Origin of the sequence: Roseomonas sp. CCTCC AB2023176, assembly GCF_042259275.1 — a bacterium.
Taxonomy (GTDB): domain Bacteria; phylum Pseudomonadota; class Alphaproteobacteria; order Acetobacterales; family Acetobacteraceae; genus Roseomonas.
Genome location: NZ_CP170086.1, coordinates 2,402,120 through 2,426,493, shown reverse-complemented (window position 1 = coordinate 2,426,493; position 24,374 = coordinate 2,402,120). Strand labels below are relative to the sequence as shown.

General features: G+C 70.7%; 26 protein-coding genes and 1 pseudogene. 10 read left to right on the top strand and 17 right to left on the bottom strand.

The genetic code is table 11. The annotated features are described in order from the left end of the window. Positions 1 to 2: 2 nt before the first annotated feature. The 11 genes from ACE7GA_RS12115 to ACE7GA_RS12065 form a co-directional block, all read right to left on the bottom strand. Positions 3 to 758, bottom strand: a complete 756-nt coding sequence (locus ACE7GA_RS12115) for an ABC transporter ATP-binding protein (protein ID WP_376099709.1) — start codon at positions 756 to 758, stop codon at positions 3 to 5. Beyond that, positions 755 to 1,543 (bottom strand): ABC transporter ATP-binding protein, encoded by a 789-nt coding sequence (locus tag ACE7GA_RS12110; RefSeq protein ID WP_376099707.1) that lies wholly within the window; start codon positions 1,541 to 1,543, stop codon positions 755 to 757. Before ACE7GA_RS12110 ends, ACE7GA_RS12115 begins: the two co-directional genes overlap by 4 nt. Beyond that, positions 1,540 to 2,553 carry a branched-chain amino acid ABC transporter permease gene (locus ACE7GA_RS12105; protein WP_376099705.1) on the bottom strand — a complete coding sequence of 338 codons (1,014 nt, stop codon included), beginning with the start codon at positions 2,551 to 2,553 and terminating at the stop codon, positions 1,540 to 1,542. Before ACE7GA_RS12105 ends, ACE7GA_RS12110 begins: the two co-directional genes overlap by 4 nt. Before the next feature lies 1 nt (position 2,554). Next, the gene (locus ACE7GA_RS12100; RefSeq protein ID WP_376099703.1) at positions 2,555 to 3,424 is read right to left on the bottom strand and encodes a branched-chain amino acid ABC transporter permease; all 870 of its coding nucleotides are present in this window, start codon (positions 3,422 to 3,424) and stop codon (positions 2,555 to 2,557) included. 97 nt (positions 3,425 to 3,521) lie between these two features. Then, complete coding sequence (locus tag ACE7GA_RS12095) at positions 3,522 to 4,709, bottom strand: ABC transporter substrate-binding protein (RefSeq protein WP_376099701.1); 1,188 nt, start codon at positions 4,707 to 4,709, stop codon at positions 3,522 to 3,524. A 129-nt stretch (positions 4,710 to 4,838) separates the two neighbouring features. After that, positions 4,839 to 6,437, bottom strand: a complete 1,599-nt coding sequence (locus tag ACE7GA_RS12090; protein ID WP_376099699.1) for a hypothetical protein — start codon at positions 6,435 to 6,437, stop codon at positions 4,839 to 4,841. 115 nt (positions 6,438 to 6,552) lie between these two features. After that, the gene (locus ACE7GA_RS12085; protein WP_376099697.1) at positions 6,553 to 7,569 is read right to left on the bottom strand and encodes a UDP-glucuronic acid decarboxylase family protein; all 1,017 of its coding nucleotides are present in this window, start codon (positions 7,567 to 7,569) and stop codon (positions 6,553 to 6,555) included. Further along, complete coding sequence (locus ACE7GA_RS12080) at positions 7,566 to 8,684, bottom strand: glycosyltransferase (protein WP_376100243.1); 1,119 nt, start codon at positions 8,682 to 8,684, stop codon at positions 7,566 to 7,568. Before ACE7GA_RS12080 ends, ACE7GA_RS12085 begins: the two co-directional genes overlap by 4 nt. Before the next feature lie 5 nt (positions 8,685 to 8,689). Then, on the bottom strand, positions 8,690 to 9,775 hold the full coding sequence (locus tag ACE7GA_RS12075; RefSeq protein WP_376099695.1) for a glycosyltransferase: 1,086 nt from the start codon (positions 9,773 to 9,775) through the stop codon (positions 8,690 to 8,692). Beyond that, positions 9,772 to 10,359: a histidine phosphatase family protein gene (locus ACE7GA_RS12070; protein ID WP_376099693.1), complete on the bottom strand. Its 588-nt coding sequence runs from the start codon at positions 10,357 to 10,359 to the stop codon at positions 9,772 to 9,774. The genes ACE7GA_RS12075 and ACE7GA_RS12070 overlap by 4 nt, the downstream gene beginning before the upstream one ends. Before the next feature lie 9 nt (positions 10,360 to 10,368). Further along, the gene (locus tag ACE7GA_RS12065; protein ID WP_376099691.1) at positions 10,369 to 11,448 is read right to left on the bottom strand and encodes an inositol-3-phosphate synthase; all 1,080 of its coding nucleotides are present in this window, start codon (positions 11,446 to 11,448) and stop codon (positions 10,369 to 10,371) included. 281 nt (positions 11,449 to 11,729) lie between these two features. Here ACE7GA_RS12065 and ACE7GA_RS12060 point away from each other — a divergent pair, with 281 nt between their 5' ends. From ACE7GA_RS12060 to ACE7GA_RS12015, 10 genes are all read left to right on the top strand, one after another. Then, on the top strand, positions 11,730 to 12,845 hold the full coding sequence (locus tag ACE7GA_RS12060) for an NAD-dependent epimerase/dehydratase family protein (protein WP_376099689.1): 1,116 nt from the start codon (positions 11,730 to 11,732) through the stop codon (positions 12,843 to 12,845). Then, positions 12,842 to 13,909 (top strand): NAD-dependent epimerase/dehydratase family protein, encoded by a 1,068-nt coding sequence (locus tag ACE7GA_RS12055; protein WP_376099687.1) that lies wholly within the window; start codon positions 12,842 to 12,844, stop codon positions 13,907 to 13,909. The genes ACE7GA_RS12060 and ACE7GA_RS12055 overlap by 4 nt, the downstream gene beginning before the upstream one ends. Positions 13,910 to 13,922: 13 nt before the next feature. After that, the gene (locus tag ACE7GA_RS12050; RefSeq protein WP_376099685.1) at positions 13,923 to 15,005 is read left to right on the top strand and encodes a glycosyltransferase; all 1,083 of its coding nucleotides are present in this window, start codon (positions 13,923 to 13,925) and stop codon (positions 15,003 to 15,005) included. Beyond that, positions 15,002 to 16,114 carry a glycosyltransferase gene (locus ACE7GA_RS12045; RefSeq protein WP_376099683.1) on the top strand — a complete coding sequence of 371 codons (1,113 nt, stop codon included), beginning with the start codon at positions 15,002 to 15,004 and terminating at the stop codon, positions 16,112 to 16,114. Before ACE7GA_RS12050 ends, ACE7GA_RS12045 begins: the two co-directional genes overlap by 4 nt. Then, positions 16,111 to 16,896, top strand: coding sequence for a TIGR04290 family methyltransferase (locus tag ACE7GA_RS12040; RefSeq protein WP_376099681.1), 786 nt, complete (start codon positions 16,111 to 16,113; stop codon positions 16,894 to 16,896). The genes ACE7GA_RS12045 and ACE7GA_RS12040 overlap by 4 nt, the downstream gene beginning before the upstream one ends. Next, on the top strand, positions 16,893 to 17,810 hold the full coding sequence (locus tag ACE7GA_RS12035) for a beta-xylosidase (RefSeq protein WP_376099679.1): 918 nt from the start codon (positions 16,893 to 16,895) through the stop codon (positions 17,808 to 17,810). Before ACE7GA_RS12040 ends, ACE7GA_RS12035 begins: the two co-directional genes overlap by 4 nt. After that, positions 17,807 to 18,790 carry a zinc-binding dehydrogenase gene (locus tag ACE7GA_RS12030; protein ID WP_376099677.1) on the top strand — a complete coding sequence of 328 codons (984 nt, stop codon included), beginning with the start codon at positions 17,807 to 17,809 and terminating at the stop codon, positions 18,788 to 18,790. Before ACE7GA_RS12035 ends, ACE7GA_RS12030 begins: the two co-directional genes overlap by 4 nt. A 17-nt stretch (positions 18,791 to 18,807) precedes the next feature. Continuing rightward, positions 18,808 to 19,797 (top strand): Gfo/Idh/MocA family protein, encoded by a 990-nt coding sequence (locus ACE7GA_RS12025; protein WP_376099675.1) that lies wholly within the window; start codon positions 18,808 to 18,810, stop codon positions 19,795 to 19,797. A 96-nt stretch (positions 19,798 to 19,893) separates the two neighbouring features. Then, the gene (locus ACE7GA_RS12020) at positions 19,894 to 20,856 is read left to right on the top strand and encodes a Bug family tripartite tricarboxylate transporter substrate binding protein (protein ID WP_376099673.1); all 963 of its coding nucleotides are present in this window, start codon (positions 19,894 to 19,896) and stop codon (positions 20,854 to 20,856) included. Between the two features lie 149 nt (positions 20,857 to 21,005). Then, the gene (locus ACE7GA_RS12015) at positions 21,006 to 21,989 is read left to right on the top strand and encodes a hypothetical protein (RefSeq protein ID WP_376099671.1); all 984 of its coding nucleotides are present in this window, start codon (positions 21,006 to 21,008) and stop codon (positions 21,987 to 21,989) included. A gap of 73 nt (positions 21,990 to 22,062) precedes the next feature. On the opposite strand, the gene ACE7GA_RS12010 is transcribed toward ACE7GA_RS12015, so the two are convergent. The 6 genes and pseudogenes from ACE7GA_RS12010 to ACE7GA_RS11985 form a co-directional block, all read right to left on the bottom strand. Further along, a complete protein-coding gene (locus ACE7GA_RS12010; protein ID WP_376099669.1) occupies positions 22,063 to 22,431 on the bottom strand; it encodes a LapA family protein in 369 nt (122 codons plus the stop codon). 259 nt (positions 22,432 to 22,690) lie between these two features. Then, positions 22,691 to 23,017 carry an integration host factor subunit beta gene (locus ACE7GA_RS12005; protein WP_376099667.1) on the bottom strand — a complete coding sequence of 109 codons (327 nt, stop codon included), beginning with the start codon at positions 23,015 to 23,017 and terminating at the stop codon, positions 22,691 to 22,693. A gap of 83 nt (positions 23,018 to 23,100) precedes the next feature. Beyond that, on the bottom strand, positions 23,101 to 23,496 hold the full coding sequence (locus ACE7GA_RS12000) for a S49 family peptidase (RefSeq protein WP_376099665.1): 396 nt from the start codon (positions 23,494 to 23,496) through the stop codon (positions 23,101 to 23,103). Positions 23,497 to 23,611: 115 nt separating this feature from the next. Beyond that, positions 23,612 to 23,740, bottom strand: a pseudogene (locus tag ACE7GA_RS11995) (S49 family peptidase); the annotation flags it as partial. Beyond that, positions 23,728 to 23,913: a hypothetical protein gene (locus ACE7GA_RS11990; RefSeq protein ID WP_376099663.1), complete on the bottom strand. Its 186-nt coding sequence runs from the start codon at positions 23,911 to 23,913 to the stop codon at positions 23,728 to 23,730. The gene ACE7GA_RS11990 and the pseudogene ACE7GA_RS11995, both read right to left, overlap by 13 nt. Before the next feature lie 2 nt (positions 23,914 to 23,915). Next, on the bottom strand, positions 23,916 to 24,143 hold the full coding sequence (locus tag ACE7GA_RS11985) for a hypothetical protein (RefSeq protein ID WP_376099661.1): 228 nt from the start codon (positions 24,141 to 24,143) through the stop codon (positions 23,916 to 23,918). Positions 24,144 to 24,374: the final 231 nt, after the last annotated feature.

The following is a 24,374-nucleotide window of genomic DNA, read 5'->3' as shown; positions in this document are numbered from 1 at the left end:
CGTCACACGCCGAGATGGCGGTGCATCAGGTCGGGATCGGCACGCAGCGCCTCGGGCGTGCCGTTCCAGACGATGCCGCCCTTCACGAGGATCTCCACCCTGTCCACGACGGCGAGGACGGCGGAGACGGTCTTGTCCACGACGATCGTCGCGACGCCTGCTTCCCGCACCGTGCGGATGGTGCGCCAGATCTCGTCGCGGATCAGCGGCGCCAGTCCTTCCGTCGCCTCGTCCAGGATGAGCAGCCGCGGCGAGGTCATCAGCGCACGCCCGATCGAGAGCATTTGCTGCTCGCCACCCGACAATTGGTCCCCGCGGTTCGTCGCGCGCTGCGACAGGCGCGGAAAGATCGAGAGCACGCGATCGAGCGGCCAGGGAGTGGCGCCATCCTCGGCCGGGCGCGCGGCGAGCTTCAGGTTCTCGATGACCGTCAACGAGCCGAAGACGCCGCGTCCCTCCGGCACCACGGCGATGCCGCGGCGCGCGCGGCGGAAGGTCGGGGCGCGGGTGACGTCATCCCCGTCCACCCGCACCTCGCCACCCCACGCGGGGAGTTGGCCCATGAGCGTGCGGATGAGCGTCGTCTTGCCCATGCCGTTGCGGCCCATCAGGCCGATCGCCTCGCCCGGGTGCACCGCGATGGTCACGCCGCGCAGGATCAGCGCGTCACCGTAGCCGGACCGCAGGTCGCGTGCCTCCAGGATGGGGCGGGAGCCCGAAGCCGGGCGGGACGCGGCGGCAAGCGCGGCCTCGCTCATACGTCATGCCCCAGATAGGCTTCCCGAACGCGGGCGGAGCCGCGGATCTGCGGGGGCGGGCCGCATTCCAGCACGGTGCCGTCCACCATGACCGTCAGCGTATCCGCGACGGCGAAGACGACGTCCATGTCGTGCTCGATCAGCAGAACGGCGTGATCGCGGGAGAGTTCGCGCAGCAGCGCAGCCAGGCGCTCGCTCTCCTCCGGCCCCATGCCGGCGAGGGGTTCGTCCAGCAGCAGCACCGTGGGGTTCGTCGCCAGCGCCATCGCGATCTCCAGCAGGCGCAACTGGCCGTGAGACAGCTCCCCGGCGATGCCGCGGGCCGAGAGGCCGACGCGGTCCAGCGCCGTCTCCGCCGCGACGCGCGGGGCTGTTTCCCGCGCCGCAGGCCGCAGCCAGCGCCCCGGGCCGAAGGCGGGCGCGGCGGCGGAGAGGCGCACGTTCTCGAACACCGTCATGCCGCGCAGGACGTTCGTCTTCTGGAAGGACCGTCCGATCCCGGCCTGTGCCAGCCTGTGGGAGGGCCAGCCCGTCACGTCCCGCCCGCGCAGCATCAGTCGCCCGCCGCTCGGCGGCAGCGTGCCGGAGAGGAGGTTGACGAGGGTGCTCTTCCCCGCGCCATTCGGGCCGATGACGGCGTGCAGTTCTCCGACGGAGAGGGAGAGCGAGACATCCCGCACCGCCGTCAGCCCGCCGAAGCGCTTCGTCAGGCCGTCGGCGACCAGCACGGCCCCGGCGGGAGTAGTACCGCGGGTGTCGGATGCGGTTTCGAGCGCGGTGCTCACGGCGCGGCCTCTCGCACGACCGGCGCCGGGCGGCGGCGCGCGAGTCGGAAGCGCAGGCTGGCCAAGCCTTTCGGCAGCAGCAGCACGACGGCGAGCATGACCAGGCCCTGCACGAGGCGCTGCCGCTCCGTCACCATCGTCGCGACCTCCTCCAGCCCGACATAGGCCAGGGCGCCGAGGATCGGGCCGTGCAGTGCGCCGATGCCGCCGAGGATAAGCATCAGCAGCGCCTGCGCCGTCAGGTGCCAGGAGAGCAGCTCCGGGTTCACGAACGCCTCGTTCATCGCCCACATGTGGCCTGACACGCCGGCGAGGGCGCAGGCCAGGACGAAGGCGACGAATTTCAGCCGCGCCGTGTCGTAGCCCAGCGCCCGCATCCGCTCCTCGTTCGCGCGGATGCCCTGCAGCGCGGCACCGAGGCTCGTCCGCATGAACGCGACGAGCGCGGCATAGATCGTCGCGAGCAGGCCGAGGTTGAGCCAGAGCATCACGCGCGGCCAGTCGCGCCGCCGGACCTCGATCGCCGCGCCGAAGATCTCCAGCGCGGGGCGGGTGATGAAAACGCCGTCCTTGCCGCCGCCGAGCGGCGTGTCGTGGAACAGGAAGTAGACCATCTGCCCGAACGCAAGCGTGACCATCAGGAAGAAAAAGCCGCGGGTCCGCAGCGACATCGCACCGATCGGGACCGCGGCAACGGCTGCCAGTATCGCTGCAACGGGCAGGGTGAGGAGGACCGACATCCCTACGGGCATGAGGTACACGGTGTAGGCGCCGACGCCGAAGAAGGCCGCGTGCCCCAGGCTGACCAGCCCGACGCCGCCGACCAGAAGCTGGTACGATAGCGCGAACATCGCCCAGACCAGCGCCTTGGACGCGAGTTGCAGGTGATAGGTGCTGATCTCCGCCGCGCCGAACGAGAACTCGTAGTACCCCACCGCAAAGGGCAGGCAGGCCAGCAACGCGGCGCAGAGCGCCATGACGAGGTGACCGGTACGGGAAGCGACGACCACGTCAGGTCCCCCGCGCGAAGAGGCCCGCTGGCCGCCACAACAGCACCGCCGCCATCAGCAGGTAGACCATCAGCCCGGAGGCCGCGGGCAGGTAGGCCTTGGACAGCGTATCCACCAACCCAATGAGCAACGCCCCCCAGAAGGCCCCGGCGACGGACCCGATCCCTCCGACGACCACGACGACGAAGCAGATGATGAGGAACCCGTCCCCCATGTTGGGGTAGACGGAATAGAGCGGTGCCGCGAGCGCGCCTGCCAGCATCGCCAGCGCCGTCCCCACCGCGAAGACCAGCATGTGGATCCGACGCGCATCGAGGCCGAGCAGGTCCACCATCTCCGGCTTCTCCGCTGCCGCGCGTACGGCGGAGCCGATGCGCGTTCGCTCGATTCCTAGGAACATCAGGGCAGCGATCACGACGCAGACGACGAGCACCGCGAGACGATAAGCGGAGTAGGAGAACTCGGCCGTGACGGGGACGGAGAAGTCGAGGATCGGCGGCGTCGGCACCGAATGGAAGTCGTTCCCGATCAGGAAAGACCGCGCTTCCTCGAACAACAGGATGAGCGCGAAGGTTAGCAGGACCTGGTCCAGGTGCTCCCGCTTGTAGAAGCGCCGGAACAGGGCGGTCTCCAGCAAAGCCCCGAAGGCGATGCCGCCGAGGATCGCAAGCGGCAGGGCAATCCAGAGCGCCCCGGTTGCCCGCGCCACCACGAAGGCCAGGTACGCCCCGATCATGAACAGCGATCCGTGGGCGAGGTTGATCACGCCCATGACGCCGAAGATCAGCGTCAGGCCACTGCTGATCAGGAACAGCAGCAGCCCGTATTGCAGGCCGTTCAGCACCTGCGCGAGCAGGCCGGCTAGGTCCATGGCGGGCTCATCGGAACGCTGTCACTCCCCCGGGCGGCGCGACGGCACGCCGCCCCGCCCCGCTATGCCCCGCTGTGTCCGCAAGCCGCGTGCCGGATCAGGACATCCGGCAGCCGGTGCCCGGGTCGGCCAGCGCCTCGGCCGCGATGCCGACGACCTTGTTCTCACCGCCCTGGACTTCCCGCAGGTACATGTTCTGCACGGGGTTGTGGCTGGTCGAGAGAGTGAAGGCGCCGCGCGGGCTGTCGATGCGGGCGGCCCGGATGGCGCGCGCGATCTCCCGGTCCGCCGCCGCGTCGCCGCGCGTCGCGGTCAGGCCGATGTCGAGGATCTGCGCGGCGTCATAGCCCTGCACCGCGTAGACGTCGGCATCGCGCCCCGTCCGCTGCTTGAAGGCGGGCCGGAAGGCGTTGTTCTTGGGGTTGTCCAGGCCGTCGCCGTAATGCAGCGCGGTCTTGATGCCCTCGGCCGCCGCGCCCTGCCCTTGCAGCGTACCCTCGGTCAGGAAGCCGGAACCGGTGAGCGGAAACCGATCCTTCAGGCCCGCCGCCGCGTATTCGCGCACGAACTGCACGGCGCCGCCGCCGGCGTAGAAGGACCCGACCGCCTCGACGTTCAGCCCGGGGATCTGCGCCAGCAGCGGCTGGAAATTCGTCTCCGGAAAAGGCAGCAGCAGCGAACGCACCAGTTCCGCCCCGCCGGCCCGCAGCCCATCGCGGAACCCCGCCCCCGCCTCGTTCCCCGCCGCGTAGTCCCAGGACATCCAGGCCGCCCGCTTCACGCCGGACTTCGCGAGATGCAGCCCCGCCGCATAGGCCGGCTGCCAATTCGAGAAGGAGGAACGGAAGATCGAGGTGGAGCAGAGCTCCCCAGTCGCCGAAGCATTGCCGGCGTTCGGGATGACGAGCGGGATCTGCCGCTCCCGCGCGATCTGCACCAGCGCCATGACCACGCCCGAATGCACGGTCCCGACCAGCGCCTCGGCCCGGTCGCGGCCGACAAGGCGGTTCACGTTGGATACGGCGTTCGCCGGGTTGCTCTCGTCATCCAGGCGGATGAGCTGGACCTGCCGACCGCCGAGGCGCCCGCCCTTCTCGGCGATGTACATCTCCATCGCCGCGAGGATGTTCTCGCCGAGTGCGGCGAAGGTCCCGGAGAAAGGCAGCATCACGCCGAGGCGCAGCGGCGCCCCCTGCGCGATCGCAGGCATTGCCAGCCCGCCGGCCGCCAGCCCCGCCCCCGCGGCCATCAGGCCGCGCCGCGACACCGAGATCGTCCGATCCATCGAAGCCCCCACCCCGTTCCCATCCGGACGCGCCCCGCCCGGTTCTCATTGCATGGGACCATAGCACGCGGCGGCCGGGAACCTGCAATATCGTGCAGGTCAGGGCTTTGCAGGTCAGGGCTTCGCAGGTCAGGCAAGGAGGACGCGGCGCAGTCGGTGGGCATAGCGCGCCGCCGCAGCCTGGCAGCGCTCCGCCTCAGCACCGTCCGATGCCTCCGCGGCCATCGCCTCACGTCCCATCTGAAAAGCGAGGTAGCAGGGCAGGAGGAAGTCGAGCAGCACGCCCGGAACCTCTCGCCCCGCCACGTCCGACACCCCGCGCCGCAGAGCCTCCGACTGCTCCGACGGCAAGTCGAACTCGACCGCGGCGCCAGCCACGTCCCAGGCAATATCCTGGCAGCCGATCAGGTCGTGCGCCGCCGCATGATCCACGGCATCGGACTTCAGCAGGCCGCCAGGAATCTCCAACCATTCCCAGGCGTGCAGCCGGCCATCGGTCCAGACCGGGTGGGACAGGCGAGCCAAGCCGGGCAGGTGCCGTTCCCAGCGATCCAGACGCGCCGCGACCTCCTCACCCCAGGCGAGCGCGGCGTTGTGTCGCGCCATGCGCCACAGGGCCTTTGGCCCGGCGCCTCCCTCCTCCCCCGCGGGCATGTGGCGCGCCCGCCACCCCAGGTAGCGCGACAGGGGCACGACGATCCCGTCTCGATCGAGGCGCCCCGGGGCAACCGGGCGCGCGTCGCCGTGCCAGCGTTCCGCGACGAAGCCGTGCAGAAATCCCGCGACCTCCGGGCAGAACCCTGCTCGCGCCAGCGAAGCCGCGCGCGCCGCCTGCGCCTCCCCATGCAGGCCGAGGCCGACGAACTTCAACAGCCAGGTCGCGTCACGGGTCCGATGCAGGAACTTCAGCCGCTCCTGCCCCGCATGCACCGGCGGCCAGCCCGCCTCGTCCGGCCAGCGCAGCGCTCGCCAGGCGCCGCCCGACACGTCCTGCAGGGGTGCTTCCGCCCGCCCGAGCCGCTCGGCCGCCCAGGCGGGCAGGCGCCCGGACTCCACCAGCAGCGTCCGCGCGTCGGGGGCGGGAATACGGCGCAGCCGTTCCCAGCGCGCCCTGTGCCGCGGGTCGGCCTGCGGGCCCGGCGCGCCGGGATGGCTCGGCAGGGCGGTGATGCGCGTCTCGGCCACGCCGCGGCCTTCCAGCGCGTCGAGCACGGCCCCAAACGAAGAGCCGGAGAGACCAGGGCCTTCGTCAACGATCGCGACCTCGTCGCCGTAGGCCGGAAGCCGTGCCTCCGCCGACAAGGACAGGGTACGGCGGAACGGGTGCCCGGTCGGGCGGACCGTGACCGGCGCCGCCGCACCCGCGCCGGCCGCGACCACGGCGCCGAGCGTCGTGCCAATGCTGCGGATCCCGATCACCCCCGTCGTGGCCGGCAGCGCACGCGCCGCTTCGAGGTAGGCTTCGGGATAGAGCGCGTAGTACGCGAAGCCTTCCGCGCGGCCGAGGCGCAGCAAGCCATCCGGAAGTAGCCCGCGAAGGCCGCGAAGGTCGGTCGGCAGCGCACCGGGGTCGGCGCCGTGCCAGGATCGCCGCGTGGCCTCTGCGACGCGCAGTGTCAACGCCATCGCGGCATCCGCGCCCGCCGTGGGCACCTCCGCGCCGGCGGCCTCGAAGGCGGCGTCGGCGATGGCGGTGGCCAGGGACCCCGCCTCGATCAGCGCCGCCACGATCGCGGTGTGACGCTGGAGCCCCGCGCACAGCGACGCCGCGCGCCGGAGCGCCCCTCCACCTGATCCGCGGCGTCGCGGGCTTGAAGGAACCTGACCGCGTCGCCGTAGACGATCAGGCCGCGGCGATCCCGTGCGCGGCGCGCGCCGCATCCTTCGTCACCGGCCTGTCGCCGGCGAACCACGCGATGGTGTGTCGCAGCCCTTCCTCGAGATCCACCCGCGGCGCCCAGCCCAGCAAGGCCTTCGCACGCGCGATGTCCGGCCGGCGGCGCCGCGGGTCATCCACCGGCAGCGGCCGCCGCACGACGCGCGACGGCGAACGGGTCATGCGCAGCACCCGCTCCACCAAGTCGCCCACCGTCAGTTCCACCGGGTTGCCGAGGTTGACGGCACCGCGCGGGTCGGCGTCGCACCGCATCAGCCGCGCAAGCCCGTCCACGAGGTCGTCGACATAACAGAAGGACCGTGTCTGCGAGCCGTCGCCGTAGACCGTGATGTCGTCGCCCGCGATGGCCTGCGAGACGACGTTCGACACGACCCGCCCGTCATCCGACCGCATCCGCGGCCCATAGGTGTTGAAGATGCGGGCCACCCGGACCTCGGCGCGACCGGCCCGCGCGTAGTCGAAGCACAGCGTCTCCGCGGCACGCTTGCCTTCATCGTAGCAGGCGCGGGGACCGGTGGGATTTACGTGTCCCCAGTAATCCTCGCGCTGCGGATGGACCTCCGGGTCGCCATAGACCTCACTCGTCGAGGCCTGGAGGAAGCGGGCGCGCGACGCCTCGGCCAGGCGCAGCAAGGCGCGGGTGCCGAGGATGCAGGTCATCATCGTGTGCTCGGGATCCGCCTGGTAGTGCGGCGGGGACGCCGGGCAGGCCAGGTTGAAGACGAGGTCGGGACGCAGCCGCGGCGAGAGCACGCGCGCCGGCAGGTCCTCAGAGATGTCGGCCTCGACCAGCTCGAAGCCCGGCTCACGCTCCATTGAGCGGAGGTTGTCGCGCCGCCCCGTCTGCATGCTGTCGAGGCAGACGACGCGGAGGCCATCCGCGGCGAGAAGGTCGCAGAGATGCGATCCCAGAAACCCCGCCCCGCCCGCCACGAGGGCGGTGAGCCCGCGGCGCCGGCTCATGATGCCATCTCCGCCACGACGGCCCGGGCGGCGGACCGGCGCTCCCGCGCGTCGAGCAGGTGCGCTTCCAGCTCGGCTGCACGATGGGCGGCGGTGTGCGCCGAGAGGACCCGTCGTCGCGCCGCATCCGCCATCGCCCGCCTCCGTTCCTCGCTCGTTTCGCGCAACGCGCGCAGCACCCGATCCGGTTCATCGGCGAGGATGATTTCTCCCGCCGCCTCGCCCTCGTCCGGCACGAACATATCCGCGAGGCCGGCCCAGCGATCGGAGATCACCGGAGTCGCGCAGGCTCCTGCCTCGAAGAGCCTCACACTCGGCGAATGCCCCGCGCGGATCATGTCGGAGCGTGTCACGTTCAGCGCGAAGCGGGAGGAGGCGTAGAATTCCGGGTGATCGTTGGGCGAGACGTGGTGGAAGCGGTCCACGTTTGGGGGCCAGGCGATGTCGGCCGGGTATTGCGGCCCTGCGACGCAGAAGCGCAGGTCCGGTGCACGCCGTGCCGGTTCGATCAGCAGTCGTTCCAACGTCGGTTGGCGGTCGGGAGAATAGGTCCCGAGGTAGGACAGGTCCCACCGGTGCGGCACATCCATCGGGCGGTAGGCGTCCGGATCGACGGAGCAGTAGAGCGCTCGCGCCGCGGGCGCGCGATACTCGCGCTCCAGCCGGTCCAGGGTCGGTCCACCGGTGAAGGAGAGGTAGAGGTCGTAGCCGGGGATCAGGTCGACCGACAGGTATTCCTCATCCCCCCGTTCGAGCTTCGCGAGCGTCACCGGCGTGTCGATGTCGTAGAAGGCGGTGACCCCGCGCGCCGCTTCCTGGACCATGCGCCCCACCGCCACGCCGTCCGGTACGTAGGACCCCACGATCACCGCGTCCGCCGTGGCAATTGCCGCCCGCCAGTCCTCCAGCGACGCGAGGTCGGGATACAGGACGAGGCGGCAGAAATCGGGATCCGGCAGGTCACGGTGCTTTCCCGCATACCAGGGCACGTCCCGCTCCAGGAAGGTCACTGCATGCCCGCGCGCCGCGAAGGCCCGCAGCAGCGCGCGATAGGTCGTTGCGTGCCCGTTCCCCCAGGAGGAGGAGAGCGAGAGACCGAGCACGACGAGGCGCATCGGGCTCACGCCGCTGCCCTCGCGCCGACGTGCTCGCGCAGCAGCCTGTCCACCTGCGCCCCGCGGCGATCGTAGGTATGCTCGGCCAGGATGCGCCGGCGGGCGGCGTCGCCGATAGCACGGGCGCGTTCCGGCGTCAGCGCCTCGACGTGGCGCGCGACATCCGTGCCGTCGCGCGCGACCAGTACCTCCTCGCCTTCTTTCAGGAAGAGTTCCAGTCCGACCCAGGCATCGGTGATGAGGCAGGCGCCCGCGCCCGCCGCCTCGAAGACACGCGTCGCCGGCGAGAAGCCGACGCTCGCCATGCTGTCGCGGGCGATGTTCAGCACCGCGAGCGGCGAGGTGTTGAACGCGTTGTGCTCGTTCGTGGAGACGTGGCCGATATGCCGGACGTTGCCCGGCGTGCCCTTGGACTCCCACCCGTTTCCGCCGATGAGGAAGGACCGGCCGGGCCGCATCGCGGCGGGCCGCAGGAAGAACTCCTCCACCCGCGCCTCGCGGTCGGGCAGCCGGTTGCCCAGGAAGGAAAGGTCCGCCACGAAGCGCGGATCGGCGGGCACGGGATGGTGGGTCGTAGGGTCCAGCGCGTTGTAGACGGGCACGCAGCGCCGTGCGCCCAGGTCTTCGTAGGCCCCCACCACGGGCGGTCCGCCGCCATAGGTCAGCACGAAGTCGAGTTGCGGCAAGACGCGCCGCAGGGCGTGGTCCGGCGCCGGCGTTATCTCCGCGAGCGTCGCCGGCGCGTCCACGTCCCAGAAGATGCGTGTCGCATCGGGCCGCGCCGCGGCCATGACACCCTGCAGCAGTTCATGGTCGAAGACGCCGACGCCGCTCGCCTTCACCACGACGTCGGCGCGCACCGCCTCGGCCACGACCTCCCTCATCGCGTCCGGCGTCGCCGGCCATACGCGCACCTCCGCCCAGTCGGGCGGCTCGATGTCCCGGTGCTTCTGCCGGTCGAAGGCATCCGGCTCATAGAACGTGACCCGGTAGCCGCGGCCCGCGAGGTCCCGCAGCATGCCCCGGTAATAGGTCGCGGCCCCGTTCCAGTAGGACGACAGCAGCGACGATCCGTAGAACGCGATCCTCATGCCCCCAGAACCTCGTTCATTCCCGTCACGCGGGCACCCCCATCCCACATCACGACGCGGCTGATCGATGCCGGCGCGACGTCGATCCTGTCGTGGGCGTCGTCGCTCATCCCGAGCAGGCCGAGCAGGATGGCCTTCACCACGTCGCCATGACTGACGATCGCCACCGCCGAAGCACCCCGTTCGTCCCGGAGGCGATGCAGCCCCGTCATCGCGCGCTGCCGCACATCCTCCATGCTCTCTCCACCCGGCGGGCGCGACGAGCCGCGGCGGCTGTTCCAGGCCTGCCAGGCCGGATCACCGGAAAGCTCGTCGAACCGCCTTCCCATCCAGGCGCCGAAGTCGAACTCCTCGAAGGCCGCATCCACCGCGACCGGCAGCCCGAAGGCGCCGGCCGTTTCCACGGCGCGCTGCACAGGCGACGACAGGACGGCCGCAACGCCCGCGGCGCGCACGCGTGCGCCGAGCATCTCGGCCTGGCGCCTCCCCTCCTCCGACAGCGTCACGCCTGGCATACGGCCGCACAGCGTGTCGTGCACGCGCGAATGCGCGGCGTGGCGGATGAGGAGGAAGGTCGTGGCCAAGCCCGCACCTCAGGCCTCGCCGGCCACGAAGCGTCGCACACGCTCCTGCGCCTCGTGGTCATGGAATTGCTGCGGCGGAGATTTCATGAAGTACGATGACGGGCCAACGAGCGCACCGCCGATCCCGCGGTCCCGCGCGATCTTCGCGCAGCGCACCGCATCGATGACGATGCCCGCGGAGTTCGGCGAATCCCACACCTCGAGCTTCAGTTCGACATTCAGCGGTACGCCGCCGAACGCCGTCCCCTCCAGCCGGATATGCGCCCACTTCCGGTCAGTCAGCCAGGGCACGTGGTCGCTCGGCCCGACATGGACGCTCTCGGCAGGCAGCGGTACGTCGAACTGGCTCGTCACTGCCTGCGTCTTGCTGATCTTCTTCGACTCCAGCCGCTCCCGCTCCAGCATGTTCAGGAAGTCCGAATTGCCGCCGAAGTTGAGCTGGTACGTCCGGTCCAGCCGAACCCCCCGTTCCCGGAACAGGTTGGCGAGGGCGCGGTGGACGATCGTCGCGCCGACCTGGCTCTTGATGTCGTCGCCAATGATCGGCACGCCCCGCGCCTCGAAGCGCCGGCGCCAGCCCGCGTCGGACGCGATGAAGACGGGAATGCAGTTGACGAAGGCGCAGCCGGCGCGAAGCGCCTGCTCCGCGTAGAACTCCGTTGCCCGCTGTGAGCCGACGGGGAGGTAGGAGACCAGGACGTCCGTCCGCGTCTCCTCCAGCACCGTTGCGACATCGGCAACTGGCTCCTCGGACTCCTCGACCGAATCCCGCAGGTAGCGGCCGATTCCGTCGAGCGTCGGGCCGCGCAGCACGCGGACACCCGTCGGTGAGGCCTTCGCGAAGATCTGCGTGTTGTTCGGCGGCGCCAGGATCGCGTCCGCGACATCCTGTCCCACCTTGGCGGCCGACACGTCGAAGGCCGAGGCGATCTCGACATCGCCGACGTGGTAGCCGCCCATCTCGACATGCATCAGCCCGGGTACCGGTTCATTGGCCGAGGCGTCGCGGTAATAGGTGATCCCCTGCACGAAGGATGACGCGCAGTTCCCGACGCCGACGATCCCGACGCGAACCGCCTCGCGGCTCATCGCGCGGCCGCCGCCGCGAAGTGGATCAGATTCGGAACCATCATGCGTCCTGCTCCCCGCGAGGCCGCGCCGGGGCGCGGCTACAAACGATCAACTCGCCGCAAGGAACTTAGATGCAGGGAACCGTTGTCCGCCGCCGTGATTCGCGACACGAATCCGTGTGCGCTTCGGCTCAAGCTGTCGTGATGTTGTCACGCTGCAGCTAATGGCGGTCTCGCGGGTAAGTAGATCGCTCGGGACGGCATCGCGCCAGCCCGTTCGTCACGACGCGGGGGGCGACGGTGCCCGAGACGATCCTCATCACCGGCGGCGCCGGCTTTATCGGCCGCTACGTCTCCCGTGCGCTGCTGGCGCGCGGTGACCACGTCCGGATCCTCGATTCGTTCATCGAGCAGGTGCACGGCGATCGCGGCGAAGACGGCCTCGACGCCGACGTGGAGGTGTCGCGCGGCGACATCCGTGATGCCGATGCGGTCCGCACCGCGTTGCGTGGCGCCGACGCCGTGATCCACCTCGCCGCCGAGGTCGGCGTCGGCCAGTCCATGTACGCCGTGGATCACTACGTCAGCGTGAACGACCACGGCACGGCGGTGCTGTACCAGGAGCTGATCGCCAAGCCCGTCCGCCGCGTCGTCGTTGCGTCCTCCATGTCCATCTACGGCGAAGGCCTGTACCGCGACGCCGACGGTGCGGTCGTGGAGGACGTCGTCCGCATCCCGCGCAACCGGCCCGACGCTCCCTGGGACCCGCCTGATGCCAAAGGGCGGCCGCTCGTCCCCGTGCCGACGCCCGAGTGGAAGCGTCCGAACCTCGCGAGCATCTACGCCATCACGAAGTTCGTGCAGGAACGCATGACCCTCACCCTCATGCCCGCCTACGGCATGGAGGGCACGGCGCTCCGCCTCTGGAACGTCTATGGCGCGGGTCAGGCGCTCTCGAACCCCTATACCGGCGTGCTCGCGATCTTCGCCGCGCGCCTGCATAACTGCCAGCCTCCGATGATCTTCGAGGACGGCGAGCAACGCCGCGACTTCGTGCACGTGGAGGACGTGGCCCGCGCCTTCCTCCTTGCCCTTGATCACCCGAAGGCTCCGGGCCAGGTCTTCAACATCGCATCCGGGATGGACCGCACGGTGACGCAGGTCGCCACGGCCCTCGCCGCCGCCATGGGCGTCCCGGGGATCGCCCCGGAGATCACCGGGAAGATGCGCGTCGGCGACGTGCGCCACAACATCCCCGACCTGACCTGCGCGCGGGACGTGCTGGGATACGATGCCGAGCACACGGACTTCCACGCGGACTTGGCGGAGCTCGCCGACTGGGTCGGGCGCCAGCAGGCGAAGGACCGCGTGTCCAAGGCGCGCACCGAACTCGAGGCGCGAGGGCTGGTCGCGTGAAGGACGGGCCGGCCGTCACCGGGCGCCAGCCGATCCTCGTCACGGGCGGCGCAGGCTTCATCGGGTCCAACCTTGCCCACCGGCTGGCGTCGGAGGGGCACGACGTCCACGTCCTCGACGCCCTGTCCCGCCCGGGCGTCGAGGCCAACCTGGAATGGCTCCGCCGCGAACACCCCCGCCGGATCAGCGCGACGATCGCGGACGTGCGGGACGCCACCCTCACCGCGGATGCCGCGCAAGACGCGTCCGCAGTCTTTCACATGGCCGCCCAGGTCGCCGTGACGACGAGCATGGTGGACCCGCGCGACGATTTCGACATCAACCTCCGCGGTACGCTGAACCTACTCGAGGCACTGCGTCGCCGGTCGACCCCGGCGCCGCTGATCTTCGCCAGTACCAACAAGGTTTACGGCGACCTCGCCAACGTCCCGCTGGAGCTCGACGGCGAAGCGTATGCGCCGCGTGATGCAGCCCTGCGCGCCCGCGGTGTCGCGGAGGACCGGCCGCTTGACTTCCACACGCCATATGGCTGCTCGAAAGGCGGGGCGGACCAGTATGTGCTGGACTACGCGCGATCCTTCGGGGTGCCGACCGCGGTGTTCCGCATGTCCTGCATCTATGGCCAGCGCCAGATGGGAACGGAGGACCAGGGCTGGGTCGCCCACTTCCTCATCCGCGCCCTGAAGGGCGAGCCGATCACGATCTACGGTGATGGCTGCCAGGTCCGCGACATCCTCGACGTATCCGACGCCGTGGAGGCCTACGTCGCTGCCCTGCGCCGCATCGGCACCGTGTCCGGCCGCGCCTACAACCTCGGCGGTGGGCCGGCCAACGCGATCTCGCTGCGCCAACTCATCGCCCAGATCGGGCAGATGACGAACCGCCGGTTGGATGTGACCTACTCCGACTGGCGCGCCGGCGATCAGCGCTACTACGTCTCCGACACGCGCGCGGCGACGCGCGACCTCGGCCTGCGCGCCCCGCGGCCGTGGCGGGACGGCGTGGCGGTCCTCGCCGACTGGCTTCGCGCCCACCACCGCGCGCCGGAGCCTGCCCTGCCGTGAGCCGGGCGGCCGGATGACCCATCTGCTCATGACGGCCGACGCCGTCGGGGGCGTCTGGACCTACGCGCTGGACCTCGCGCGCGGGTTGGTCGCCTACGGCGTTCGCACCACCCTCGCCGTGCTGGGCCCGTCGCCGGACGGGTCAAAGGTGGCCCGGGCGCGGGCCGTCCCGGGGCTGGTCCTGCGTGACACCGGACTGCCGCTGGAATGGCTCGCCGACTCGCCGCAGCAGGTTGCGATGGCCGGCCAGGCGCTCGCGGACCTCGCGCGCGAGGTCCGGCCGGACGTTGTCCACCTGAATTCCCCGGCCCTGCTTGCCGAATCGCGCTTCACTGCGCCGGTTCTCGCCGCCTGCCATTCCTGCGTCTCGACCTGGTGGGACGCGGTGCGCAAGGGACCGCTCCCCGCCGACTTCGCCTGGCGCACCGACCTGCTGCGCCGCGGCTATGGGCGCGCCGACCTGCTGATGGCGCCCACCCGTGCCTTCGCCGCCGCGACCGCACGCGCCTATGCCCTGCCGGTCGCGCCGCGCGCCGTCCACAACGGGCGCGCCGCAGTTGCCGCCGTGCCTGCACCGGGCTTACCGCCACACTTCGCCTTCACCGTCGGCCGGCTCTGGGACGACGCCAAGAACCTCGCTGGGTTCGACCGCGCCGCCGCGCGTCTCGACCTTCCTTTTCTCGCCGCAGGTCCCACGCTCGCGCCGCACGGCGCCGAAGTGCGCGCGGCCCATGCCCACCTCCTCGGCCCACAGGACGAGGCCGGCATCGCCGCATACCTCGCGCATCGCCCGGTCTTCGTATCCCTCGCTGTTTACGAACCCTTCGGCCTCTCCGTCCTGGAGGCGGCGCAGAACGGCTGCCCCCTCGTCCTCTCCGATATCCCGACCTTTCGCGAATTGTGGGACGGCGCCGCGACCTTCGTTCCGGCACACGACGATGCTGCGGCGTCCCGCGCCGTCGCCGCCCTGTCCGCTGATCCGGCCGAGGCCGGAGAGCGCGCCCGCGCCCGCGCCGCCCGCTACACCGTGGAGGCCACGGCCGCCACGACCCACGCCCTCTACGCAGAACTTCTCCGCCGCCGGAGCGCCGCATGAGGATCGTCTACTTCACCCATTCCCTTGCGTCCTGCTGGAACCACGGCAACGCGCATTTCCTGCGGGGCGTGCTGCGCGACCTCGTCGCCCGCGGCCACGACGTCCGCGCCCTGGAGCCTGTCGGTGCCTGGAGCCTGCAAAACCTGCTGCGCGATCACGGCGAACCCGGCCTGGACGCCTGGCGGGAAACCTACCCCGACCTGTCCTCCACCATCTTCGCAACGGATGACGACGCGGAAGCCGCGCTCGACGGCGCCGACCTCGTCATCGTTCATGAATGGAACCACCCGGCCCTCGTCGGCGCCATCGGGCGCGCCCGCGCCCATGGTGGCCGGTTCACGCTTCTGTTCCACGATACGCATCACCGGGCGGTCTCCGATCCCGACGCGATCCGCGCCTTCGACCTGTCGGGCTACGACGGCGTCCTCGCCTTCGGCGCCACGCTGGCCGAGGTGTATGAGCGTTGGGGCTGGCGCGGCCGCGTCTTCGTCTGGCACGAGGCCGCGGACCTTCGCCTCTTCCAGCCCCCGGCGATCGCGACGGATCGCGACGGCCTCGTCTGGATCGGCAACTGGGGCGACGGCGAACGCACTGCGGAGTTGGAAGACTACCTCCTCCGCCCCGCGCAGCGCACCGGCCTCCCGCTCTCGGTTCATGGTGTCCGCTACCCGGACGAAGCCCTGGCGCTGCTGTCCCGCTACGGCGCGACCTATCGCGGCTGGCTGCCGAACGCCCGCGCGCCGGAAGTCCTGTCGCATCACCTCGCGACCGTGCACGTACCCCGAAGCTTCTACACCCGCGTCCTGCCCGGCATCCCGACCATACGCGTCTTCGAAGCGCTGGCCTGTGGCATCCCGCTGGTCTCCGCGCCCTGGAGCGACAGCGAAGGCCTGTTCCGCGTCGGCACCGACTTCCTGATGGCGCGCACGCCGGCGGAAATGGAACAGCACCTCCGCGCCATCCGGCACGATCCCGCGCTCCGCGCCTCACTCGTCTCACACGGGCTGGAGACGATCCGCGCCCGCCATTCCTGCACCGATCGCGTGGACGAACTCCTATCCATCTTCGCGCGCCTCGGCGCGCCCGCCGCAACGGAGGCCGTCGCATGACGCTGACCGTGAAGATCCCGATCGAGGAGGTCCGGCGCCGGGCCGAATCCCTCGGCGACTGGTTCCACAACCTTGACCTCGGCGGGGTGAAGACCGCGCCGAATCACTTCCTGCACGACTATCCCGCGACGAAGTTCCGCGGCTTCGCCCACGTGATCCCGGAGGACCTGACAGGCAAGTCGGTCCTCGATATCGGCTGCAACGGCGGGTTCTATAGCCTTGAGATGAAGCGTCGCGGCGCATCGCGCGTGCTGGGCATCGACAGCGACGACCGCTACCTGGCCCAGGCCCGCTTCGCCGCGGAAGCCACGGGCATGGACATCGAGTTTCGCCGCCTCGACGTCTACGACGTTGCGGCCCTCGGCGAACGCTTTGATCTCGTCATCTTCATGGGCGTCCTCTACCATCTCAGACACCCGCTGCTGGCGCTCGACCTGATCCACGAGCACGTCGCCGGCGACCTCCTGCTCTTCCAGTCTCTGCAGCGCGGATCTGCGGACGAATACGAGAACCAGGAGAACTACGACTTCTCCGAGGAGTCGCACTTCGACGACCACGCCTACCCAAAGCTCCACTTCGTCGAGCGCTACTACGCGGGCGATCCGACGAACTGGTGGATCCCGAATGCCGCCTGTGCGGAGGCCATGCTCCGCTCCGCCGGCTTCGAGGTGGCGGAGCATCCGGAACGCGAAGTCTACCTCTGCCGCCGCGTCACGCCGCCCTCCCTCGACGGCGCCGTTTACCCCGCGAAGGGTGTCATCAAGGAAGCCTTGGCCCGATGATCGAAGCCGCGATGATCTGGAACGAGCCGAACAACAAGTCCCACTGGGACCCCGAGCTCGATCCGCGCTGGGAGAAGTTCGGGGCCATGGCGAAGCTTGCGGGACGCGCCATCCACCAGGCCAACCCACGCATCACCCGCGTCCTCGGTGGCATGTCCCCGATCGACCCGTCCTTCGTGAACCTCATGGCGGGCTACGGCGCGCTCGATCACATGGACGCTGTCGCCGTGCACGGGTTCCCGCTGGACTGGAATCTCTGGAACATCCACGAGTGGCCAGGCAAGCTTGAGGAGATCAAGGCCGTTACCGACAAGCCTGTCTGGGTCTCGGAAGTCGGCATCTCCACCTTCGGCGCCGAGGAAGTCCAGGTCTGGGGCCTGGAGACTACGGCGAAGCACCTGATCGGCCGTGCCCCGCGCGTGCAGTGGTACTCCCTCTACGACCTGCCACAGGCCTGGGGCGCGACGACCCGCCACAGGGAAGCGGAAGGCTCCTCCTACTACCGCCATTTCTACATGGGATTGCTGCGCGAAGACGGCTCGCCGAAGCCTGCCGCGGACATCTTCCCCCGCTTCGCGCCGGAGATGGGCCTCGTGCAGTGGTTCCATTTCGAGGATCATCGCCTCGACGACGCCGTGCGATGGATGAAGAAACTCGGCGTCACCTACCTCCGCACCGGCCTGTCCTGGGCCGACTACTACCGCCCCAATGCGTTGGATTGGTTCGACCGGCAGATGGAGGCACTGGCCGACTTCGACGTGACCGTCACCTTCTGCTTCACGCCGGAGGACCGAGGCCCCGGGCAGCACCACACCTCCCCTCCCTACGATCCTCAGGAATTCGCCGATTTCTGCTCGGAGATGATCCACCGCTACGCCCCGGCCTCCGCCTCCGCCGAACCCGTGCCGGCATGAGCGCCGCGCTGAGACTGGCCCCGCAGATGCGCGCGGCGGTCCTGACCGGCCCCGGCACGCTGCGCCTGGCAGAAGCGCCGCTGCCGAAACCCGGGCCGGGACAGGTCCGCCTGCGCCTGGAAGGCTGCGGCGTCTGCGCCTCGAACCTCGTTCCGTGGTCGGGCCCGGACTGGATGCAGTTCCCGACCAAGCCCGGCGACCTCGGCCACGAAGGCTGGGGCGTGGTTGATGCGCTGGGCGACGGAGTGTCGAGCGTCGCCGTCGGCGACCGCGTCGCCGCACTCTCCTATAAGGCCTACGCCACGCACGATATCGCCGAAGCCGAAGCGGTCGTCCGACTTCCCGCCACCCTCGCCGGCGAACCCTTCCCCGGTGAACCCTTGGGTTGCGCCTTCAACATCTTCCGTCGTGCGGAAATCCGCGCCGGCATGACCGTCGCCATTCTCGGCATCGGCTTCCTCGGCGCAATACTGACGCGCCTCGCGACCGATGCCGGCGCGCGCGTCATTGCCATCTCGCGCCGCCCCTTCTCCCTCGACGTCGCCCGCGACTTCGGGGCAGCCGAGACAATCCCGATGGAGGATCACCACGGCATCATCGGCCGCGTGAAGGACCTCACCGACGGCCAGTTCTGCGACGTGGTGATCGAAGCCGTCGGCAAGCAATGGCCCCTCGACCTCGCGGCGGAGATCACGAAGGAACGCGGCCGCCTCGTCGTCGCCGGCTACCACCAGGACGGTCCGCGCCAGGTCAACATGTGGCTCTGGAATTGGCGTGGCCTCGACGTGATCAACGCCCACGAACGCGACCCGAACATCTATGTACAGGGCATCCGCGAAGCCGTGGACGCCGTGGCCAACGGCCGCCTCGACCCGCGCCCGCTCTACACCCACCGCTTTCCGCTCGACCGCCTGGACGAGGCATTGGACGCCACGCGCGACCGCCCCGACGGCTTCCTGAAAGCCCTGGTGATTCCGTGAGCGCGGCCCTGAAAGCGATGCCCGCCAAACCGCGCCTGGGCTTCCTCGGCGTCGGCTGGATCGGCCGTCACCGTATGGGCGCCATCGCCGAGACGGGCATCACCGAGATCGCCGCCGTCTCCGACCCGTCCGACGACATGGCCCGCGCCGCCGTCGAACTCGCGCCCGGCGCGGAGATCCTCCCCGACCTCGACGCCCTCCTCGCCGCCGGCCTCGACGGCATCGTCATCGCCACTCCCAGCGCCCTGCATGCCGAACAATCCATCCGCGCCCTGGAACGCGGCGTCGCCGTCTTCTGCCAGAAGCCGCTCGGCCGCAACGCGGCGGAAGCGCGTGCGGTGGTCGACGCCGCCCGCGCCGCGGACCGCCTGCTCTCCGTGGACCTGTCCTACCGCCACACCGCCGGAATGGTCGCCATCCGCGACCTGATCGCGCGCGGCGAACTCGGCCGCGTGTTCGCCGCCGATCTCACCTTCCACAACGCCTACGGCCCGGACAAGCCGTGGTTCTACGACCCCGCGCTCTCCGGCGGCGGCTGCGTCATGGACCTCGGCGTCCATCTCGTGGATCTCGCCCTCTGGGTCCTCGACTTCCCCGCCGTCACGCGCGTCGAATCGCACCTCGTGGCCGGGGGCGAACCACTCGCCGGACGCACCGACCGCGTGGAGGACTACGCCGTCGCGACGATGGAACTCGCGACGGGAACCGTGATCCGCCTCGCCTGCTCCTGGCGCCTCCAGGCCGGTCAGGATGCCGTGATCGCCGCCGCCTTCCACGGAACCGACGGCGGCGCCGCGCTGACGAACGTCAACGGCTCCTTCTACGACTTCGTCGCCGAACGCTACCGCGGCACCGCGCGCGAAACCCTCGCCGCCCCGCCCGACGCCTGGGGCGCACGCGCCGCCGCCGACTGGGCCACCCGCCTCGCGGCCGGCGCGCGTTTCGACCCGGCCTGCGAGTGGCTGGTCCAGGTCTCTGCCGTCCTCGACCGCATCTACGCCCGCTGACGCCCGGCTTCGTGCGGCCGGCCCCGCTTGTCCCGGGCCGACCCCCAAGCGATCTTCCGGATACGCGCCGGAAGGAGCAGGGAGGAACCGAACGCGATGATGCACAGGCGAACTCTCGCCGCGGCCGCCCTTCCCCTCGTGCCGGCAGCGCAGGCCCAGCCGACCTACCCCGATCGTCCGATCCGCCTGATCACCACGATCCCGCCCGGCGGCGCGCCCGACGTCGCGGCGCGAATCCTCGCACAGTCCCTCACCGAACGCCTGCGCCAGCCTGTGGTCGTGGAAAACCGCCCCGGCTCCAATGGCCTCATCGCTGCCGATGCCGCGGCCAAGGCGCGCCCGGACGGCACCACGCTCCTCTTCGCGCAGGACACGGTCTTCGCCGTGAACCCGTGGATCTACGAACGCCCGCCGGTGAACGTCGCGACGGACCTTATTCCGGTCGCCAGCGTCGCCTCCAACCAGTTCCTCCTCGCGATCAATCCGCGCCTCCCCGCCCGCACCCTCGCGGAGTTCGTGGACCTCGCCCGTCGGAGCGACCCGCCGCTGGCCTATGCGTCCGGCGGCTCCGGCTCCCAGCACCAACTGGCGATGGAAATGCTGATGCGCCGCGCCGGCATCAGCCTCCTCCACGTGCCCTTCCGCGGCGGAACGCCGGCGGTCACCGCGACCGTCGCCGGCGACACCGTCGCCGTCTTCTCCGGCACCTCCTCCGCCCCGCTCGTGCGCGATGGTAAGCTCCGCGCGCTCGCCGTCACGGGGCCGCGCCGGTCAGACGCCTTCCCCGACCTCCCCACGATCGCCGAGACCTACCCGGGCTACGAGGTCACGATCTGGCTCGGCCTCTTTGCCCCCGCCGGCCTGCCCGCGCCGATCCTGGCGCGGCTGCGCGAGGAGACGCAGGCCGCCCTCCAGGACGCTGACCTGCGCGCGCGTCTCGAGGCCGCCGGCGGCCTCGAGCCCTTCGCGACCACGCCCGAGGCCTTCGCAGCTCTCATCGCCGCGGACCGGGAGAAGTATGGCGCGCTCATCCGCGAAATCGGCATCAAGGTCGAGTAGAGCCGCCTCCGCCGGCCGGCGCCGGCGCCGGCCCGGCACCCCGGATCGCCATCGGCCCACTTCACTCCCGCGGCGGTCGCGCGGCATAGACCCCTCGGACCCGACGGACACCGCCGACGCCCGGGTCCGCCCACCGGAGCGCCCGTCCCTTGCCCAACATTCCCATCACCGTCGCGCTGTCCGAATACGACCACGTCCGCGACGTCCTCGATGGCACGGTGCCCGTGCCCGGCGCCGACCTGACGGTCCTCCGCATGCCGGTGGAGGAGATCTTCTACCGCTTCACCTTCCACCGCGAATGGGACGTCTCCGAGATGTCCTTCGCAAAGGTCGTCTCCCTCCTCTCCCAGGGTGACGACACGCTCGTCCCCATCCCCGCCTTCGTGTCGCGGATGTTCCGCCATTCGTCCTTCTACGTCCGCGCGGATTCGGACCTGACCGACCCGTCGCAGCTCGCCGGCAAGCGCGTCGGCGTGCCGGAATGGGCCCAGACCGCGGCGGTCTATTCGCGCGGCATCCTCGCCCACCACCACGGCGTGGACCTCGCCTCGATCCACTGGCACCAGGCCGGCGTGAACGACCGCGGGCGGGTGGAGAAGGTGAAGCTCGCCCTGCCCGAGGGGCTGCGCCTCACCCCCGTCCCCGACCGCTCGCTGTCCGAGATGCTGCTGGCCGGCGACCTGGACTGCGTCCTCTCCGCCCGTCCGCCGGCCCCCGTTTCCGACGGCCGCTTCCGCCGCCTCTTCGCCGACTACCGGGCAGCCGAGGAGGACTTCCTCCGGCGCACCGGCATCTTCCCGATCATGCACGTCGTCGTCCTGCGGCGGGACCTCTACGAGCGGCACCGCTGGATGGCGCTGAACCTGCTGAACGCGCTGGAGACCGCGAAGGACCGCTCCCTCGCGCGCCTGAACGACGTCACCCTCTCCTACTTCCCGCTCCCCTGGACCGCCGAGCGCGGCCGCGAAGCCCGCGACCTGATCGGCGGCGACGGCTGGCCCTACGGCATCGAGCCGAACCGCGCGACGCTGGAGGCCTTCACCACCTGGGCACACGAACAGGGTGTCTGCCACCGCCGACTCACGCCGGAAGAGATCTTCGCGCCGGAGACCCGGTCCCGCTTCAAAGTATAGCGGAGGCCCGCCGCGGGCCGCAGCCAGGTCCCGACGTGGCGCCGCGTCCACCGCTGCCCTGGCGCACCGCGCGTCAGGGCCGCGTGGAGCGACCATACGCCGCCGTGCGCAGCGCCCGGGACTCTGCGGGCAGCGCCTCGCCGAACCGCTCCGCCTCGACGCGCTTCGCCTCCCGCGCCCGATATTCCGAGACCTCGGCCAGCAGCCGGTCCCTTTCCCGCATCGCCGCGCGCCCGTCCCGCCGCGCCCGCATCCCCGCCGACCACGCAACGAAGGCGCCAAGCAGGAAGGCCACCGCCGACACGGCCAGGACCGCCATCGCGAGCGGCGCCTGCCAGACGAGGTCGAAGGGCCACAGCGTCACCGGCACCGGCGCCATGTTCGACAAGGCAAAGAGGATCAGCAGGACCAGCAGCGGCCCGATCAGCAACAGGCGCCACATGGCCCCGGCCTCCTTCCTGAGATGCGTCCGGCCCCGTTTTGGGCCCGACGGCCGCGGGCATCAACGGGTCCGGCGTTCCGCATGCGCGGCCGCGGACCCGCTGCTCCTCCGGGAGACAGGTCCCGGACGGCGCCGTCCGGGCGGCACGGCCAGCGGGGGCCTGACAGCCGGCACCTGCCGTGTATCGGATCACCCATCGGGGGCGCAGGAACCGGGCCACGCGCCTGGGGTCTCCCGCACACCCCACCGGCAGACCGGCTTATCCCTCCACCGAAACGGGCACCCGCCGCGACGCGCGCTGCAACGGGCCGCCATTCACCCGTTCCCGCAACTCCTTGCCCGGCTTGAAATAGGGCACCGCCTTCCCGGCCACCGCCACGGACTCGCCAGTCCGCGGATTCCGCCCCGTCCGCGCATCCCGCCGCTTGGCCGAGAAGGCACCGAAGCCGCGCAGCTCCACTCGGTCGCCGCGGGACAGCGCCGCCGTGATCTCGTCGAAGATCGTGTTGACGATCATCTCGGCATCGAGCGGCCGGAGATGCGGGTTCGCTTCCGCGAGGGCGGCTATCAGCTCCGACTTGGTCATGCTCCCCCCGCCCTGCCCGCCGGGCCGCATCGGTTCCGCCCCAGCGGCCGGAACCGACCGCGGCGAGGACGGGCCGAGTGCCTTCACCGCGCCGCGCTCGCACCCCTCCAGGTCCCCGGAGGCTGCCAAAGCGCCCGGATGCCGTCAACGCCAACCCCTTCAAGCACAAAGGTTTTCAGCGCCCGCGCCACGCCCGCGGCCATCCCCTCCCCGAAGGCTTCCGCGAGGCTTGCACCGAAGGCGCGATCCGTCAGGTCGCGCGTCCGGAGGTCGCGAACTGGCACCTCGCGCGCGATCCCGTGTGCCGTTGCCAGGTGGCCGCGCGCCTCCGCCTCGCCCCCGATCGCGTCCACCAGCCCGAGCGAGACGGCCTGCCGCCCCGTCACGACGCGACCGTCCGCGATCTCCCGCACCCGCTCCTCCGGTATGTTGCGACCGCGCGCGACCATCCCGACGAACTGCGAATGCAGGTCCGACACCACGGCCTGCAGCGCTGCCCGCCCTTCCTCCGTCAGCGGCCGGAAGGGGGGGCTGGTCCTTCAGCGGACCGGACGTGATGGCCTCTGCGCCCACCCCCAGCCGCCGCAGTGCCTCGCTCGCCTCGAAGGATTGCAGCAGGACGCCGATCGAGCCGGTGACCGTCCCTTCCCGCGCCCAGATCCGCTCGGCCGGCATCGCGATCATGTAGCCGGCCGAGGCCGCCGTGCCTGTCAGCGTCGCCACGACCGGCTTACCCGCCTGCCGAAACCGCGACAGCGCGGCATGGAGCGACTCACCCCCGCGACCGTCCCGCCCGGGCTGTCCACGACGAGGATCAACCCCCGGACCGAGGCATTGCGCGCGGCACGGTCCACCGCCTCCACCAGCCGCCTGTCCTCGGCGATCGTGCCGCTCACCGTCAGCCGCAGCAGGTGCGGCCCGCCGAACCCGGCGAAGGCGCCCCCTCCAGCAACTCGTTCCGCGCCAGCACCATCCCGATCCCGAGCAGAACGAGAAGCACGGCCGCCCCCCGCCACCAGCCGCGGCTGCGCTTCAGCCGGCGCCGATCGAGCAGCAGGTCGGCCTCCAGGCCTGAACCGGACCCCGGCAGCGGATCCGGACGCGGAAATGGGGAAGGGGTGGGCATGCCTCATCCTACATCCGGTCGCCCCCGGATGTCGTCGGCTCGGGCGGGCGCTAGCACGCTGTTTTCCTGCTCGAACCGAGGCAGGCATAGGCACCCGCTATCGGCAGCGTGCCGGGAGCGTCCGGCCGGGCGCCAAGGGAAGACCGACGCCTTGCCGGCCGCTCCGCTCCCTCCTTTGGGCGGGCGGCTGATCTGCCCCCTCCCCCCTGCTTGTCCGGGACGCTATAGTCC